This is a genomic window from Hoeflea sp. (genome assembly GCF_039975035.1).
Classification (GTDB): Bacteria; Pseudomonadota; Alphaproteobacteria; order Rhizobiales; family Rhizobiaceae; genus Hoeflea.
The window spans coordinates 1-13,826 of record NZ_JBDWHW010000185.1 but is presented as its reverse complement, the minus strand read 5'-3'; the positions used below and the strand labels follow the sequence as shown (position 1 = coordinate 13,826).

15 protein-coding genes and 1 pseudogene are annotated in these 13,826 nt (G+C 61.9%); 8 read left to right on the top strand and 8 right to left on the bottom strand.

Annotated features, from left to right (window positions below; genetic code table 11):
- Together ABJN75_RS16585 and ABJN75_RS16580 are read right to left on the bottom strand one after the other, a co-directional pair.
- Positions 1–186: pseudogene (locus tag ABJN75_RS16585) on the bottom strand (ABC transporter ATP-binding protein); the annotation flags it as partial.
- 47 nt (positions 187–233) lie between these two features.
- On the bottom strand, positions 234–2,084 hold the full coding sequence (locus ABJN75_RS16580; RefSeq protein WP_348440684.1) for an ABC transporter ATP-binding protein: 1,851 nt from the start codon (positions 2,082–2,084) through the stop codon (positions 234–236).
- Between the two features lie 340 nt (positions 2,085–2,424).
- Here ABJN75_RS16580 and ABJN75_RS16575 point away from each other — a divergent pair, with 340 nt between their 5' ends.
- Entirely contained in the window at positions 2,425–2,892 is a 468-nt protein-coding gene (locus ABJN75_RS16575) for a tRNA (cytidine(34)-2'-O)-methyltransferase (RefSeq protein ID WP_348440683.1), read from the top strand.
- A 12-nt stretch (positions 2,893–2,904) separates the two neighbouring features.
- Here ABJN75_RS16575 and ABJN75_RS16570 read toward each other — a convergent pair whose 3' ends face one another.
- The gene (locus tag ABJN75_RS16570; protein ID WP_348440682.1) at positions 2,905–3,288 is read right to left on the bottom strand and encodes a VOC family protein; all 384 of its coding nucleotides are present in this window, start codon (positions 3,286–3,288) and stop codon (positions 2,905–2,907) included.
- A gap of 88 nt (positions 3,289–3,376) precedes the next feature.
- Here ABJN75_RS16570 and soxR point away from each other — a divergent pair, with 88 nt between their 5' ends.
- Positions 3,377–3,850 carry a redox-sensitive transcriptional activator SoxR gene (soxR, locus tag ABJN75_RS16565; RefSeq protein WP_348440681.1) on the top strand — a complete coding sequence of 158 codons (474 nt, stop codon included), beginning with the start codon at positions 3,377–3,379 and terminating at the stop codon, positions 3,848–3,850.
- Positions 3,851–3,889: 39 nt separating this feature from the next.
- Here the strand turns inward: soxR and ABJN75_RS16560 are convergent, their stop codons facing one another.
- Entirely contained in the window at positions 3,890–4,159 is a 270-nt protein-coding gene (locus tag ABJN75_RS16560; RefSeq protein WP_348440680.1) for a hypothetical protein, read from the bottom strand.
- 191 nt (positions 4,160–4,350) lie between these two features.
- Here ABJN75_RS16560 and hemF point away from each other — a divergent pair, with 191 nt between their 5' ends.
- Together hemF and ABJN75_RS16550 are read left to right on the top strand one after the other, a co-directional pair.
- On the top strand, positions 4,351–5,262 hold the full coding sequence (gene hemF / locus ABJN75_RS16555; RefSeq protein ID WP_348440679.1) for an oxygen-dependent coproporphyrinogen oxidase: 912 nt from the start codon (positions 4,351–4,353) through the stop codon (positions 5,260–5,262).
- A 12-nt stretch (positions 5,263–5,274) separates the two neighbouring features.
- Positions 5,275–5,877, top strand: coding sequence for a DUF6338 family protein (locus tag ABJN75_RS16550; protein WP_348440678.1), 603 nt, complete (start codon positions 5,275–5,277; stop codon positions 5,875–5,877).
- Between the two features lie 209 nt (positions 5,878–6,086).
- Here the strand turns inward: ABJN75_RS16550 and ABJN75_RS16545 are convergent, their stop codons facing one another.
- Positions 6,087–6,533, bottom strand: a complete 447-nt coding sequence (locus ABJN75_RS16545; protein ID WP_348440677.1) for a hypothetical protein — start codon at positions 6,531–6,533, stop codon at positions 6,087–6,089.
- A 386-nt stretch (positions 6,534–6,919) separates the two neighbouring features.
- On the opposite strand from ABJN75_RS16545, the gene ABJN75_RS16540 reads away from it, so the two are divergent.
- The gene (locus ABJN75_RS16540; protein WP_348440676.1) at positions 6,920–7,105 is read left to right on the top strand and encodes a DUF1059 domain-containing protein; all 186 of its coding nucleotides are present in this window, start codon (positions 6,920–6,922) and stop codon (positions 7,103–7,105) included.
- Positions 7,106–7,131: 26 nt separating this feature from the next.
- Here the strand turns inward: ABJN75_RS16540 and ABJN75_RS16535 are convergent, their stop codons facing one another.
- Genes ABJN75_RS16535 through ABJN75_RS16525 form a run of 3 tightly spaced genes read right to left on the bottom strand, consistent with a single transcriptional unit; the run spans position 7,132 to position 9,655 of the window.
- Positions 7,132–8,382 (bottom strand): CCA tRNA nucleotidyltransferase, encoded by a 1,251-nt coding sequence (locus tag ABJN75_RS16535; protein WP_348440675.1) that lies wholly within the window; start codon positions 8,380–8,382, stop codon positions 7,132–7,134.
- Entirely contained in the window at positions 8,379–8,984 is a 606-nt protein-coding gene (locus ABJN75_RS16530) for a CoA pyrophosphatase (protein ID WP_348440685.1), read from the bottom strand. Before ABJN75_RS16530 ends, ABJN75_RS16535 begins: the two co-directional genes overlap by 4 nt.
- A 50-nt stretch (positions 8,985–9,034) precedes the next feature.
- The gene (locus tag ABJN75_RS16525; RefSeq protein ID WP_348440674.1) at positions 9,035–9,655 is read right to left on the bottom strand and encodes a DUF1285 domain-containing protein; all 621 of its coding nucleotides are present in this window, start codon (positions 9,653–9,655) and stop codon (positions 9,035–9,037) included.
- Between the two features lie 219 nt (positions 9,656–9,874).
- Here ABJN75_RS16525 and ABJN75_RS16520 point away from each other — a divergent pair, with 219 nt between their 5' ends.
- The 3 genes from ABJN75_RS16520 to ABJN75_RS16510 form a co-directional block, all read left to right on the top strand.
- Positions 9,875–10,888, top strand: coding sequence for a MoxR family ATPase (locus tag ABJN75_RS16520; protein WP_348440673.1), 1,014 nt, complete (start codon positions 9,875–9,877; stop codon positions 10,886–10,888).
- A 4-nt stretch (positions 10,889–10,892) separates the two neighbouring features.
- On the top strand, positions 10,893–11,810 hold the full coding sequence (locus tag ABJN75_RS16515; RefSeq protein WP_348440672.1) for a DUF58 domain-containing protein: 918 nt from the start codon (positions 10,893–10,895) through the stop codon (positions 11,808–11,810).
- Positions 11,807–13,826 (top strand): BatA domain-containing protein (locus ABJN75_RS16510; RefSeq protein WP_348440671.1); only part of this gene is annotated, 2,020 nt, incomplete at its 3' end. The genes ABJN75_RS16515 and ABJN75_RS16510, both read left to right, overlap by 4 nt.

The window sequence follows — 13,826 nt, the reverse complement described above, 5'->3', positions numbered from 1 at the left end:
GAACCACACCACCTGCAACAGCGCCACCAGGCCGCCAAGCGCAAGCATTGCCGCGAAAGCGCCCTTGGCCTGCCCGACATAATGCCACAGGAAGCCAAGCGTCGAGGTCGGAGGCCGGTAGCTGGAACGCCGCACAAACGGATCGATCCAGCCTTCAAACAAATCGAGCAGGGGCCGGAAAATCATGGATGCAACAATAGCGCGCGCGCTTTGTTTGGCAATCCGGATATCCCCTATTCCGCAGCCCTGGCGTCAACCTCCGCATCGATGAAGCCGCCGGATTGCCGCGACCAGAGATCGGCGTAAATCCCGCCCGACCGGATCAGATCGTCATGGATTCCGGTTTCGACGATCTCGCCCTGATCAAGCACCACAAGCCGGTCCATCTGCGCAATCGTCGACAGACGGTGCGCAATGGCGATCACCGTCTTGTTTTCCATCAGCGCAAACAGATTTTCCTGGATCGCCGCCTCGACTTCCGAATCGAGCGCGGAGGTCGCCTCGTCAAGCACCAGGATCGGCGCATCCTTGAGAAACACCCGTGCAATGGCGATGCGCTGGCGCTGTCCGCCCGAAAGCTTGACGCCGCGTTCGCCGACATGGGCGTTCAGACCGGTGCGTCCGGCGACATCCTCCAGCCCTGCGATGAAATCGAGCGCATTGGCCTTGCGCGCCGCCTCGATGATCTCGGCTTCCGTGGCCTCGGGCCGCCCGTAGGCAATATTGTCGCGAACCGAACGATGCAGCAGCGAGGTATCCTGGCTGACCATGCCGACCTGGCCTCTGAGGCTGTCCTGGCTGACTTGCGAGATGTCATGACCGTCAATCAGCACCCGTCCGGATTCAAGGTTGTAAAACCGCAAGAGCAGATTGACGAGCGTGGTCTTGCCTGCGCCGGACCGTCCGACCAGTCCGATCTTCTCGCCGGGCTTGATCGAGAGCGACAGATCCTCGATCACACCGCTCTGCTTGCCGTAATGAAACCGGACATTTTCGAAGCTGATGGCCCCCTTGCGGGCGACAATCTCGCTGGCGCCGGGGTTGTCGATCACATCATGCGGCTTGATCATCATGCCCATGCCGTCCTGCACCACGCCGATATTCTCGAAGAAGCCGGAGACTTCCCACATGATCCACTGCGACATGCCGTTGATCCTCAGCGAAAGCCCGATAACGATGGCGATGGAGCCGACCGAGACGATGCCGGTGAGCCAAAAGCCGATCGACATGGCCGAGACCACGAACACCAGGATCGAGTTGTTGAAATAGATCAGCGTCTGGAACAGCGTCACCTGGCGCATCTGCCGGTGCACGGTCTGCAGGAACATGTCCATGCTTTCCTGCGCGTAGGCCTCTTCGCGGCCGGCATGGGAAAACAGCTTGACGGTCGAGATGTTGGTATAGCTGTCGACAACCCGCCCGGTCATCGCCGAACGGGCATCGGCCTGATCGGCCGATATCCGCTTGAGTTTCGGCACGAAATGCATGATCAGCCCGATATAGACCGCCAGCCAGAACAATAGCGGCAGCACCAGCCGCCATTCGGCGCTCGCCACCATTCCGATCATGGCGATGAAATAGACCGAGACATAGACGAACACGTCAAGCAGCTTCATCACCGATTCGCGGATCGCCAATGATGTCTGCATCACCTTGGTGGCGACCCGGCCGGCGAATTCATTGGAAAAGAAACTCAGGCTCTGGCGCAGCAGATAGCGGTGCATCTGCCAGCGCGCGATCATCGGATAATTGCCCAGCAGCGTCTGGTGAATGATCAGCGAATGCAGCGCCACCGTGACCGGCAGGCCGACAAGCACAATCGCGCCCATCCACATCAGGCGGCCCGATTCGCGCTCCAGAAAACCTTGCGGATCGGAATTGGCGAGCCAGTCGACGATCGAGCCGAGGAACCCGAACAGCATCACTTCGCCGATCGAGATCAACGCGGTGAGGATGGCCATACCAATCAGCCAGGGCGCCGCATCGCGCGAGTAATGCCAGCAAAACGCCACCAGCCCTTCGGGCGGGGCCGAGGGAGTTTCCTCAGGATAGGGGTTCAGTCGACGTTCAAACCATCCAAACATGGATGTCTCCTTGAGGAATGGCGCAGGCCGTGCATGTCGGGTGCAGCGGCAGGACCGGAAATAAGGCAAAGGTCACGCGATGGCGCTGGTTCCCCATAAACAGGGCACGAAAGCCGGATCGGGAAAAGGAAGCCGCGATAAACCCGTTTTCAGAGGCTTGAGGCCGTCAGCGGAAAGCTGATATCAATGATGCACAAGTCAGCCTCCATCGAGTTCGCGTTAAAGATGCCGGCAGTTTATCCGGATTTGGCGGTTTCGCCAGATCGGCGTGAGCGGTTTTGATCAAGATGGCCACATCCTTGCTTGATATTGTGATAAAATCACCACAGAAGCGTTTTCCATGACCAAACCTCTCATCGCTCTTTACCAGCCCGACATTCCCGGCAACACCGGCTCCATCCTGCGGCTCGGCGCCTGCCTCGGTCTCGGCATTCACATCATCGGGCCCGCGGGCTTTGACATGACCGACCGCGCCCTCAAGCGCGCCGGCATGGATTACATCGAAATGGCGGCGCTGACCCGGCACGATGGCTGGGAGGAATTCGAGATCTGGCGCGCGACGCAGAAACGCCGCCTGGTGCTGATGACCACACAGTCGGCCACCCCCTATACCGATGGCGGCGACCAGACGACCACCGCCCAGGACGTGGTGCTGTTCGGCAGGGAAAGCGCCGGCGTGCCACCGAGAGTCCACGATGCCGCCGACGCACGCCTGACCATTCCCATGGTCGATGGCCGGCGCAGCCTCAACCTCGCCATGAGCGTGGCAATCATCGCCGGCGAGATCACCCGCCGCTTCGGGCTGTAGCGCAGCGCCAGCTCAGTCATAGCTCACAACCTCGAACTCGATGCCATTCTCGTCATCGAAATAGAAGCGGCGGCCGGGTTCATAATCGACATGGCTATGGGTCGGGTAACCCAGCGCCTTGATTTTCTGCTCTGTCGCATCGAGATCCTCCACCACGATGCCGATATGGTTGAGGCTGCCAACCCGGTCTTTCTCGATCTCATGGCGTGCCCGCGCCATCTTGGGAGTGTAGATCGCCAGGTAGTCGTCATCAGTGCCCACATGAATCGACAATCCGTCATTGAGTGCCGGCCCCTGCCAACGGATTTTCCAGTCAAACACGTCGCACAGCCATCTGGCGGTGGCGGTGGCATCGGCGACGGTGAAATTGACGTGCTCGAGGGTGGATCGGGACATGATTCGTGCTCCTTGACTGGGTGGTGATTGCCCGTGATGAGAACCATGCTACTTTCTCAAGTAAACTTGAGGTCAAGGGGTTTTTCATATGCCGTCAGCAAACAGCAAGGGCCTGCTCAGCATTGGCGAAGTCGCCAGCCGCACCGGCCTATCGGTCTCGGCAATCCGCTACTATGACGATGAGGGACTGGTCGCCGCCAGACGCACGCCCGGCGGAAAACGCATGTTCATCCGCTCTGACATCAGACGTCTGTCCTTCATCCTGATTGCGCAGAAGATGGGATTTTCGCTGGAGGAAATCCGTACCCAACTGAGGCAATTGCCATTGGAGCGCACGCCGACCAAACGCGACTGGGAGAAAATAAGTCGCGGCTTCCGGGAGCATCTTGATGCCCGCATCGGCATGCTCGAACGGCTGCGCGACCGGCTTGACGGCTGTATCGGCTGCGGTTGCCTGTCGCTCGACGCCTGCCAACTCTACAATCCGGATGATCAGGCACGGCAATCGGGAACCGGGCCACGGCTTGTGGTGCAGAAATCGGTTGATGCCGGCACGGCCTGAATGCGTGACGCCCGGCGATTTCGCGATAACTGCGATTGTTCAATCCGCGGTCGGCAGACGGCGCATGGTGAATTCGATCGTATCGCCGTCTTCGGGCAGCGCCCGCCAGCTTTCGACCTCGGTCCAGTAGGCGGCTTTCGGCCAGTTGGAAAACCATTCGCGCGCCTTTTCGCGCGCTTCATCGCGGCTCATCCGGTATGTCTTGCGCACGAAGCCACCGGATCTGCCGGCGGCCTTTTCGCTGCGCGACCGGGCAATCTCTCGGCGCAAACCGTCAAGCGGAGGGCGGCGGGGTGGAAACTGGCTCATGGTCCTTCCTTGCTGGCAAAAATTCTATCGCAAAACAATGAGTACTGCGAGTCCTGGCATTGCCGGCACAACCTTGCACCCGCCGCCGCGGTAAAAACTCGCGATGGCTCTATCAGTTCCATGGTGAAGACAAGGTTACATCCCGACTTCGGTGCTGCTATGACACAGCCAGCACAAGACGAGGAATCTTCATGGAACGCCCAACCCTGCCGGTCGGACTACCCGACGACATTGAAGACAAGAAGACCAACGCACGCCAGTGGTTCGAACAGTTGCGCGACCAGATCTGTGCGAATTTCGAGGCACTCGAGGACGAGGTCGACAATCCGCAATCGGCCGGTGAGCCGGGGCGCTTCGAGCGCACGCCCTGGCTGCGCGACGAAGGTGCGGGCGGCGGCGGCACAATGTCGATCATGAAGGGCCGGCTGTTTGAAAAGGTCGGGGTCCACACATCAACCGTCCATGGCGAGTTCTCGCCCGAATTCCGCAAGCAGATCCCCGGCGCCGAGGAAGACCCGAATTTCTGGGCGTCCGGCATCTCTCTGATCGCCCACCCGACCAATCCGCATGTGCCGACGGTGCACATGAACACCCGCATGGTGGTAACCACGAGCCAGTGGTTCGGCGGCGGCGCCGACCTGACCCCGGTGCTCGACAACCGGCGCACCCAGACCGATCCGGACACAATGCTGTTCCACCGCGCCATGGAGATTGCCTGCAACCGTCATGCAGTCGCCGATTATTCCAAATTCAAGGACTGGTGTGACGACTACTTCTTCCTGCCGCATCGCAACGAGGCGCGCGGCATTGGCGGGATTTTTTACGACTGGCAGCACAGTGACGACGAAAAGGGCGGATGGGCCGCGGATTTTGCCTTCACCCAGGATGTCGGGCGCGCCTTCAACGTGGTTTATCCCAAGATCGTCCGCGCCAATTTCAACAAGCCCTGGAGCGAGGAAGAACGCACCGAACAGCTGATCCGCCGCGGCCGCTACGTCGAATTCAACCTGCTTTATGACCGCGGCACGATTTTCGGCCTGAAGACCGGCGGCAATGTCGCATCGATCCTGTCTTCGCTTCCGCCGGTCGTGATGTATCCATAGGAGTGAACGGCGATGAACTTGGAATTCAACATTGATCTTGCTGACTTCTTTCTGTTTGCAATTCTGATATTGCCCGGGTTCATTTCAATGCGGGTATACTCGCTAATAAGACCAGGTGACCAGCCAACCCTTAAAGATACCATCTTCGAAGCCATAGCCTACAGCGCAATCAACATCGGCCTGATGTCTTGGGCAATCTTTCTCTTTTTCTCGACAGAAGCTTGGCACACAAGGAGTCTGTTGGCGGCCTTAATTCTAGCAGTCGGACCAGTGATATGGCCCTTTCTCCTGGATCGATTTTTAGGCGTGATGGCTAAAACAGGCTTGGTGAAGTACCGCTACAAAACAGCGTGGGATGACTTCTTTTCGCGAAGACAGGCCTGTTGGTTGATTGTTCATCTTCACGACGGGACAAAAATCGGGGGAATATTTTCAGGGCAATCATATGCAACCCTTTATCCGACACCGGGGCACCTTTTCATCGAAGAGCTTTGGGAAGTTGATCAAAATACCGGCGCTTTCAAAGGCGAGGAGCCCGTGTCAAACGGCATAATATTGAAGCCAGAGGACTATCGCTTTGTGGAGATCAAGGCCTATATAAGTGAACAAGACTAAGATTCCGTCGGAGGATCAAAATGCGTACCATTCGTGATTCAAAATCGGGAAAGTTCACCCCACCAAGTAACAGCGGCACCTACATCCGCGACGGCGTCCGGCCTGCCACTTCATCAAAGCCTACCCTTCCGCCAAAAGGTGGCTCAGGAGTACCAGCGCAACACAGCGCGGCGCAAAAGAAATAACAGGGTGCATCACGTGAGCGAGACTCAAACCCTGCGCAGCGCTTCATCGACCAGGTGATTGGCGATCTTCATCCGGGTGGTCGCTGCCTGCCGCCATTCCATCGGTACCCGGTCGGGGTGATTGAGCCGCGCGAATTTTCGCCGTTTTGATTTGAGCTCGGCCGCGGTATCAGAGGACAGCAGATTGATGTCCTTCGCAATGTCCTCAGGGCTCACCCGTTTGAACAACGATGTGTCGATGACCGGTTTTGGCGGCGGCACAAACCCGTCGCTGTCATAATCATAACCGGAATAGACTGCGCCCAACTGATCGCCGCTTCGCCGGCGATCAAGTCCGGACATCGCGCCGACAAAGCGCGAATTCAGACCGCGTATGCCCGCCCAGGGCACGGAGCCTGGCCTTGGCCCGTCCGGCCGCTCCCGGCTCAGACGATCCAGCACTGTGTCGAACATGCTCAGTCCGATAATCATCGCCAGGTCCTGCCTCCTGCAACTGCAACGGTTCCGGCGACCGACAGGTTCCCCGAAGCCATACTGTTGCGTGCTTCAACAAGGGCAGTCATGCGTTGGCGGTCGCTGACGGGCGACCACGAGCGGGATGAAAGCCACTGCGAAAAAACCTAAAGGAAGATAGTTAACAACACCCAAGCACAGGCCGGCGTGCGAAAGCACCCAGGCGGCCGGAGATCATAGCGCGGTGAGGCTGAATGATCTTCAAATCACGCAAGCCTTGTCATGGGTCAATGCGCCCGGTCACGTTCCTGCCCAAAATGCCGCCTATTGTGCAAAAATCGGGTCTGGCCGATGGGATGGACAGCCCCGAGCTTTGGTTTTGCCATTGAAAAGGAGGATGAGCCATGAAGACGTTCCATTGCGGATCCCTTGTGCCCGGGTGCGAATGGCATACACGGTCCGACAGCGAGGCCGAGATCGTGTCGCGGACAATCGATCATCTGCGCGAGACCCACGGCGAGAGCATCATTCGCCCGACCATCGTCGAGCAGATCAAGGCGCGGATGAGCACCGAGGAAAACGCCGCGTAGCGGATCGGCCGAAGAACGGCCAGCCGCTATTCGGGTTCCCTCAACAGCGCCTGTTTGTCGAGTATGAAATTGCTGTCGATCCAGCGCTCTTCGAGCGCCGCCAGTCTGGCTCCCATCCCGGGGCCGGGCTCAACCCCTTTGGCAATCAGGTCCGATCCCGAAACCGGAAAAACCGGCCGCTCCCAACTGGCCGCACGCGCCAGATGACGGCTGTGACCTGCAGCTTCCGTCAGGGCCGCAGCATCGGTCTCGGCACGCACCCGCGCAGAGACCAGTGACAGCCGGATCCGGTCCGTGATCGGTCCGGCCTCGTGGCGGTACAGCAACCGGTCGAGCGCCGTGATCGCCATTGTCGGGGAAATCGCCGGGGCTTTCGCCCATTTGACCAGCCGTTCCGCCTCCGCCCGCGACATCTTCAAACGGGTCGACAGCTCCTCCATCCGCGCGGCATCGGGCGGCACAATCGCCAACAGCCGCAGCATCGGATCGGGATCCCAGCCGAGCGCGGTTTCCGTGCCGATCAGGCCGGCGATGGAATCAATGCCCCATTTCTCGCTCTCCGGCAGCACCATGCTGAGCACGCCCGCCTGCCGCATCCACAACAGCGCCCGTCCCGGATCGCGGGCCTTGAACAGGGTCTTGAGTTCCTTCCAGACCCGTTCTGCCGAGAGCTTGGCGAGGCTGTCGCGCGCCCTGGCGCAAGCCTTCAGCGCAGCCGCATCGGGCCGCCCGGCGCCATAATGGGCAAAGAACCGGAAATAGCGCAGAATCCGCAGATGATCCTCGGCAATCCGGTCATCGGGATTGCCGATGAACCGCACGGTGCGGCTGACGATATCGTCCAGCCCGCCGACAAGATCAATGATGGTGCCGCTGCGGTCGGCATAGAGCGCGTTGATCGTAAAGTCGCGCCGCTCCGCGTCGGTCTGCCAGTCATTGCCGAAGACCACCTTCGCCCGCCGGCCATCGGTTTCGGCATCGTGGCGCAGCGTCGTCACCTCGAAACCGCGGCCATCGATCACCAGCGTCACCGTGCCATGCTCGATACCGGTCGGCACAGCACGGATACCGGCAGCCTCAGCGCGTGCCATCACCTGTTCAGGCGCCCATGTGGTGGCAAGATCGGTGTCGGTGACAGGCAGTTCCATCAGCGCATTGCGCACCGCGCCGCCAACCACCCGCACCTCCTTGCCATCCTCGTTCAACAGCGCAAAGATCCGCCCGAGCGCCGGATCCTTGAACCAGCCCTCTGCGGCCACGCTTTGTGCAATGCTCATGCGTAGAGTCTCTCATACATTGTCCGGATGATCCCGGCGGTGACACCCCAGATGTGGTGCTCACCGAATGGCATGACGTAATAATGCCGCTCGATCCCCTCCCAGACCCGGCTTTCGCGCTGGTGATTGGCCTGGTTCATCAGGAAGGAAAGCGGGGTTTCAAACACCGCATCCACCTCGGCCGGGTTCGGCGTGATGACATAGCCCGGACGAACCACCGCCAGAACCGGCGTGATGTGGAAGCCGGTGGTGGTCATGTACACCGGAAGCCTGCCGACAGGTTCGACGAAGCGCCGGTCCAGTCCGATTTCCTCTTCCGCCTCGCGCATGGCGGCAATTTCCGGGCTGTCGTCCTCGGGATCGATCGCCCCGCCCGGAAACGCCACCTGGCCGGAATGCTTGCGCATGGCCACCGCTCGGCGGGTCAGGATTACATGGGCGTCGGGTCCGTCATCCACCACCGGCACCAGCACTGCCGCCTCGCGGAGCCTGACGCCGGCCAGGCTTGAGACCAGATCCGGGTTGAGCACATGGTCGCCATGTCCCAGATGGGCCGGTTCAACGCCGAACGGCCGCTCCGGATCATGCTCCTGCGCGCGCAGGCGAAAATCCCGCGCGTCAAATCTGAGCGGCAGATCGGCAGCAGTACCGCTCAAAGCTTGGCCTCCAGCTTCGCCATGTCCATCACCGGGAATATCTCGCCGCCGGAGCGGATCACGAACATGTTTTCGCCGTCGATCTCGGCTTCCTCTCCGAGCGCCAGCAGGTCATAGGTGACCGCCCGGTTGACCAGCGCCTCGAGCCGCCCGCGCACCAGCAGGTAGGGCTTGAGCTGTTCGGTCTCGCCCGTGGTGACGAATCGCAGCGGATTTTCGGGCCCTGCGCGCACCACATCGCCGACATTGGTCCTGAATGTGAGCACCGGATGGCCGTTTTCCTCGGCCACCGTCATCTCGACGGCCAAAAACGGCGCATCGACGACCCGGATCCCGATCTTTTCCACAGGCGTGACGAGATAGGTTTTGCCGTCCTCGTCACGGCGCAAAACCGTGGAAAACAACCGCACCAGCGCAGGCCGGCCAATCGGTGTGCCCATGTAGAACCAGGTCCCATCGGCGCGGATTTCCATGTCGATATCGCCGCAATAGGGCGGATTCCACTGCTCAACCGGCGGCAAACCGTCCTTGCCGGCATTCCGGTCGGCCTGGGCGCGGGAAATCAGCGCCGCCAAACCCGCGGCATCTGTTTTCGTGTCGGTCCTTGTTTTTGCCATTGTCCTGTCCAGCTATGGTTACAGGTAACCAGATAGTCATCTGAACTGCTCTTGTCAGCCTTTCTGCGTAGAATAAGCTGTTTGCGAGCCTAATGCATGTCGCGTTCAAAGGGATTATTTGAACGATAACGCACATGCATCATTTCAAAGTGCTACAGCGACCTTTGCGCATACGATCCGATGCGCGGCGCTGTAGAACCAGAACGTGCGGAGAAACCCATGGGACGAATCGACACTGGCGCCAAGCCGATCGACGAAAAGGCAATCATCGCTGCCGCCGAGCAGGCCTTGGCCGATATTTCCGCGGTCAGAACGGCAGTGTCGGAAGTCATTTTCGGCCAGGAAAACGTGGTCGAACAAACCCTGCTTGCGGTGCTCTCGGGCGGGCACGCGTTGCTGGTCGGCGTCCCCGGCCTCGCCAAGACAAAACTTGTTTCCACGCTCGGCACGGTGCTCGGGCTCGGCTCCAACCGTATCCAGTTTACCCCCGACCTGATGCCGTCCGACATTCTCGGCTCCGAAGTCATGGACCAGGACGAGACCGGACGCCGCTCCTTCCGCTTCGTGCCCGGACCGGTTTTCACCCAGCTGCTGATGGCCGACGAAATCAACCGCGCCTCGCCGCGCACCCAGTCGGCGCTGTTGCAGGCAATGCAGGAATACCATGTCACCGTGGCCGGTGCGCCGCATGATCTGCCGCGTCCGTTCCATGTGCTGGCGACCCAGAACCCGCTCGAGCAGGAAGGCACCTACCCGCTTCCCGAAGCCCAGCTCGACCGTTTCCTGATGCAGGTCGATGTGCCCTACCCGGAGATGGCGGCGGAACGCCAGATTCTGCTGGAAACCACCGGCGCCAGCGATGCCGTCGCCCGGCCCGCCGTCACCATGGACCGCCTGGTTGCAATCCAGGCGCTGATCCGGCAGATGCCGGTGCCTGAATCCGTGGTCGATGCCATTCTCGAACTGGTCCGCGCCGCCCGCCCCGGCCATGGCAATGCCAGAATCGATGAAACCGTGTCGTGGGGTCCCGGTCCCCGCGCTGGTCAGGCAATGATGCTCTGCGCCCGTGCCCGCGCGCTCTATGATGGCCGCCTTGCACCCTCGATCGACGATGTGCGCGCGCTGGCCGAACCGATCCTGCAGCATCGCATGGCGCTCACCTTCTCGGCCCGCGCCGAAGGCATCGGCATCCGCGATGTGATTGCCGGCCTCGTCACTCCGAAAGCCGGGTGAGCCGATGGCCCCGATCGGCCAGCTGACCCAACCGACCGCACGGCTCGACGCGCTGGCCCGCGCCCGCCAGCGCGCAGCCCTGCTGCCCGATTGTCTGGCCGAAGCCCGGCGCGTCGCCAACACCGTGATCGCCGGCTGGCATGGCCGCCGCAAACGCGGCATCGGCGAAACCTTCTGGCAGTTCCGGCCCTATGTCGATGGTGAATCTCTGTCCGGCATCGACTGGCGGCGCTCGGCCCGCGACGACAATCTTTATGTGCGCGACCGCGAATGGGAAGCTGCCCACACCATATGGCTGTGGGCCGACCAGTCCCCCTCCATGCTGTTCAAGTCCGATATCGCCATGGCCGGCAAGGAAAGCCGCGCGCTGGTGTTGATGCTGGCGCTTGCCGAAATCCTGTCGCGCTCGGGCGAACGGGTCGGCTGTCCCGGCGTCATGGATCCGGTTTCCTCCCGCAATGCCGCCGAACGGCTGGCCCTGGCGCTGACCCATGCGCCGCTGCAAACAACGCTGCCTGATCTGGGCCGCGTCGGGCGAATGAGCGATGTGGTGCTGATCAGCGATTTCCTCGATCCCGACGAGACACTGACCCGCTGCATCGGGCCTGCGGCTAGGCGCGGAATCCGGGGGCACGCCATCGAGGTCTCCGATCCCGCCGAAGAGACATTTCCCTATTCGGGACGAACCGAATTCCGCGATCCTGAATCCGGCCAGAAGCTGGTCGCCGGACGCGCTGAAACCGTTGCTGCCGATTACCGCCTGGCCTGGATGGCGCGCAGGGAAGCCCTGGCGCAGGGCGTGCGGCGGCTGGGCTGGAGCTATCTCTCCCATCGCACCGACCGGCCGGCGTCGGAGGCGCTCGCCGCCGCGCATGGTCATCTTTCGGGCATTCCGGCTGCCGCCCGGCCGGTGACGGCATGATCGCGGGTCTGCCCATCGCCTTTGGCGCACCGGCAATCCTGTTCGGTCTGCTGGCGTTACCCGTGATCTGGTGGCTGTTGCGGCTGACGCCGCCGCGCCCGCAGGCCGAACCCTTCGCGCCGCTGGCCATTCTCGCCCGCGTGCTCAAGCCCGAGGAAACCCCGTCGCGCAGCCCCTGGTGGCTGACCGCATTGAGACTGCTGATCGCGGCGCTGGTGATCCTGGCGCTGGCCGAGCCGGTGCTCAATCCGCGCGACAGGGCGCTGTCACCGGATGGCCCGCTGGCGCTGGTCATCGACAATGGATGGGCCAGCGCGCCGGACTGGGAGGCGCGCACCCAAGCGGCTGAAATGCTGATCCGCGAAGCCGAGGATCTCGATGTGCCGGTCTCCATCGTGTTCACCGCCGACCGCCGTCATGACGCCACGCCCGGAACTTTTGAGCGGGCGCGCGAACAGTTGCGCGCCGCCCGGCCGCGCCCGCTGCGGCCAGATCGCTCCAATGCCGTCACGGCGTTGATCGCCGCACTCGGCGAGACCCGGCCCGGCACCCTGGCCTACCTGTCCGATGGCATAAGCACCGGTGATGCCGCCACGGCGCTGAGCCGGCTTGCAGCCCTTGAACCCTCCGCTGTGCGGATCATTGGCGCCGACGGGGCGAAAGCCCTTGTTCTGACCAACGCCGACAATGGCGCCGATGCGCTTGCCGTTTCCGCGAACCGTCTCGAGACCGGAGCCGCTGAGCGCTACCGGTTGTCGGCGCTCGACGGCAAGGGCCGCGAGATCGCCTCAGGAGAGGTCCTGTTCGACACCGGAGAGGCCGGCACGACGGCCACGATTTCCGCCCCCTTCGAGATCCGCAACGACATTGCACGGCTGGATATCGTCGGTCTCGACACCGCCGGATCCGCGCGGCTGCTGGACGACAGTTTCCGCCGCCGCCGTGTCGCGCTGATCTCCGGCGAGGCCTCCGATATCGCCCAGCCGTTGCTGTCGCCGCTTTATTACATCAACCGGGCGCTTTCGCCCTATGCCGATCTGATCGAGGCCGATAGCGCCGACATGTCCGTGGCTGTTCCCAAATTGCTGACACAATCGCCCGCCGTCATCGTCATGGCTGATATCGGCGTGTTGCCGGACGATGTCGTCAAGCCGCTGAACGAGTGGATCGAACGCGGCGGAACGCTGATCCGTTTTGCCGGCCCCCGTCTCGCCGCTGCCCCGTCCGACGATCCGCTGACGCCGGTGCTGCTGCGCAAGGGCGAGCGTGAACTCGGCGGCGCCCTGTCCTGGATCGAACCCCAGCCGCTGGCGGCCTACCCGGCAACAGGGCCCTTTGCCGGCTTGCCGGCTCCGCGCGACGTCACCGTCAGCCGTCAGGTTCTGGCCGAACCCTCGGCCAGTCTCGCCGCGCGCACCTGGGCTAGCCTTGCCGACGGCACCCCGCTGGTCACCGCCGCTGATCGCGGCGCCGGACACATCGTCCTGTTCCATGTCACCGCCGAGGCCGGCTGGTCGAACCTTCCGATCTCGGGACATTTCGTCGACATGCTGCGCCGCATTGTGCAACTGTCCCGCGCGGTATCCGGCGGCGGCGAAGCCGGATCGGGCATCCTCCCACCCTGGCGCTTGCTCGACGCCAACGGCGCGCTGTTGCCGGCCAGCGGCGACGCCAAGCCGCTCGATCTGACAGGCAATGCGGCACCACAGGTGTCCGCCGACAATCCACCCGGCCTCTACGGCGCCGAGGATGGCTTTGTTGCACTTAACCTTTATGGTCCGGGCGAAACGCTGAGCCCCGTCGAAATCCCCGATTTCGAAGTTGCCGTCACCCGCGTGCCCGTCGCCGGCGACAGCGCCGTGGATTTCAGGCCCTGGTTGTTTGGCGCGGCGCTGCTGGCACTCCTGGCCGATACGGTGATCGTGCTGCTGCTCAACGGCGCCTTCCGCCGCCGGAGCTTCAAGCCGGCGGCAGCAGTCGTTGTTCTGGCCGCAGCCGTCTCGCTGGCCTATCTGG

Bases quoted from the DNA above. Each gene is read 5' to 3' on its own strand.
- ABJN75_RS16580 (WP_348440684.1), bottom strand. From the start codon at position 2,084: ATGTTTGGATGGTTTGAACGTCGACTGAACCCCTATCCTGAGGAAACT.
- ABJN75_RS16575 (WP_348440683.1), top strand. From the start codon at position 2,425: ATGACCAAACCTCTCATCGCTCTTTACCAGCCCGACATTCCCGGCAAC.
- ABJN75_RS16570 (WP_348440682.1), bottom strand. From the start codon at position 3,288: ATGTCCCGATCCACCCTCGAGCACGTCAATTTCACCGTCGCCGATGCC.
- soxR (WP_348440681.1), top strand. From the start codon at position 3,377: ATGCCGTCAGCAAACAGCAAGGGCCTGCTCAGCATTGGCGAAGTCGCC.
- ABJN75_RS16560 (WP_348440680.1), bottom strand. From the start codon at position 4,159: ATGAGCCAGTTTCCACCCCGCCGCCCTCCGCTTGACGGTTTGCGCCGA.
- hemF (WP_348440679.1), top strand. From the start codon at position 4,351: ATGGAACGCCCAACCCTGCCGGTCGGACTACCCGACGACATTGAAGAC.
- ABJN75_RS16550 (WP_348440678.1), top strand. From the start codon at position 5,275: ATGAACTTGGAATTCAACATTGATCTTGCTGACTTCTTTCTGTTTGCA.
- ABJN75_RS16545 (WP_348440677.1), bottom strand. From the start codon at position 6,533: ATGATTATCGGACTGAGCATGTTCGACACAGTGCTGGATCGTCTGAGC.
- ABJN75_RS16540 (WP_348440676.1), top strand. From the start codon at position 6,920: ATGAAGACGTTCCATTGCGGATCCCTTGTGCCCGGGTGCGAATGGCAT.
- ABJN75_RS16535 (WP_348440675.1), bottom strand. From the start codon at position 8,382: ATGAGCATTGCACAAAGCGTGGCCGCAGAGGGCTGGTTCAAGGATCCG.
- ABJN75_RS16525 (WP_348440674.1), bottom strand. From the start codon at position 9,655: ATGGCAAAAACAAGGACCGACACGAAAACAGATGCCGCGGGTTTGGCG.
- ABJN75_RS16520 (WP_348440673.1), top strand. From the start codon at position 9,875: ATGGGACGAATCGACACTGGCGCCAAGCCGATCGACGAAAAGGCAATC.
- ABJN75_RS16515 (WP_348440672.1), top strand. From the start codon at position 10,893: ATGGCCCCGATCGGCCAGCTGACCCAACCGACCGCACGGCTCGACGCG.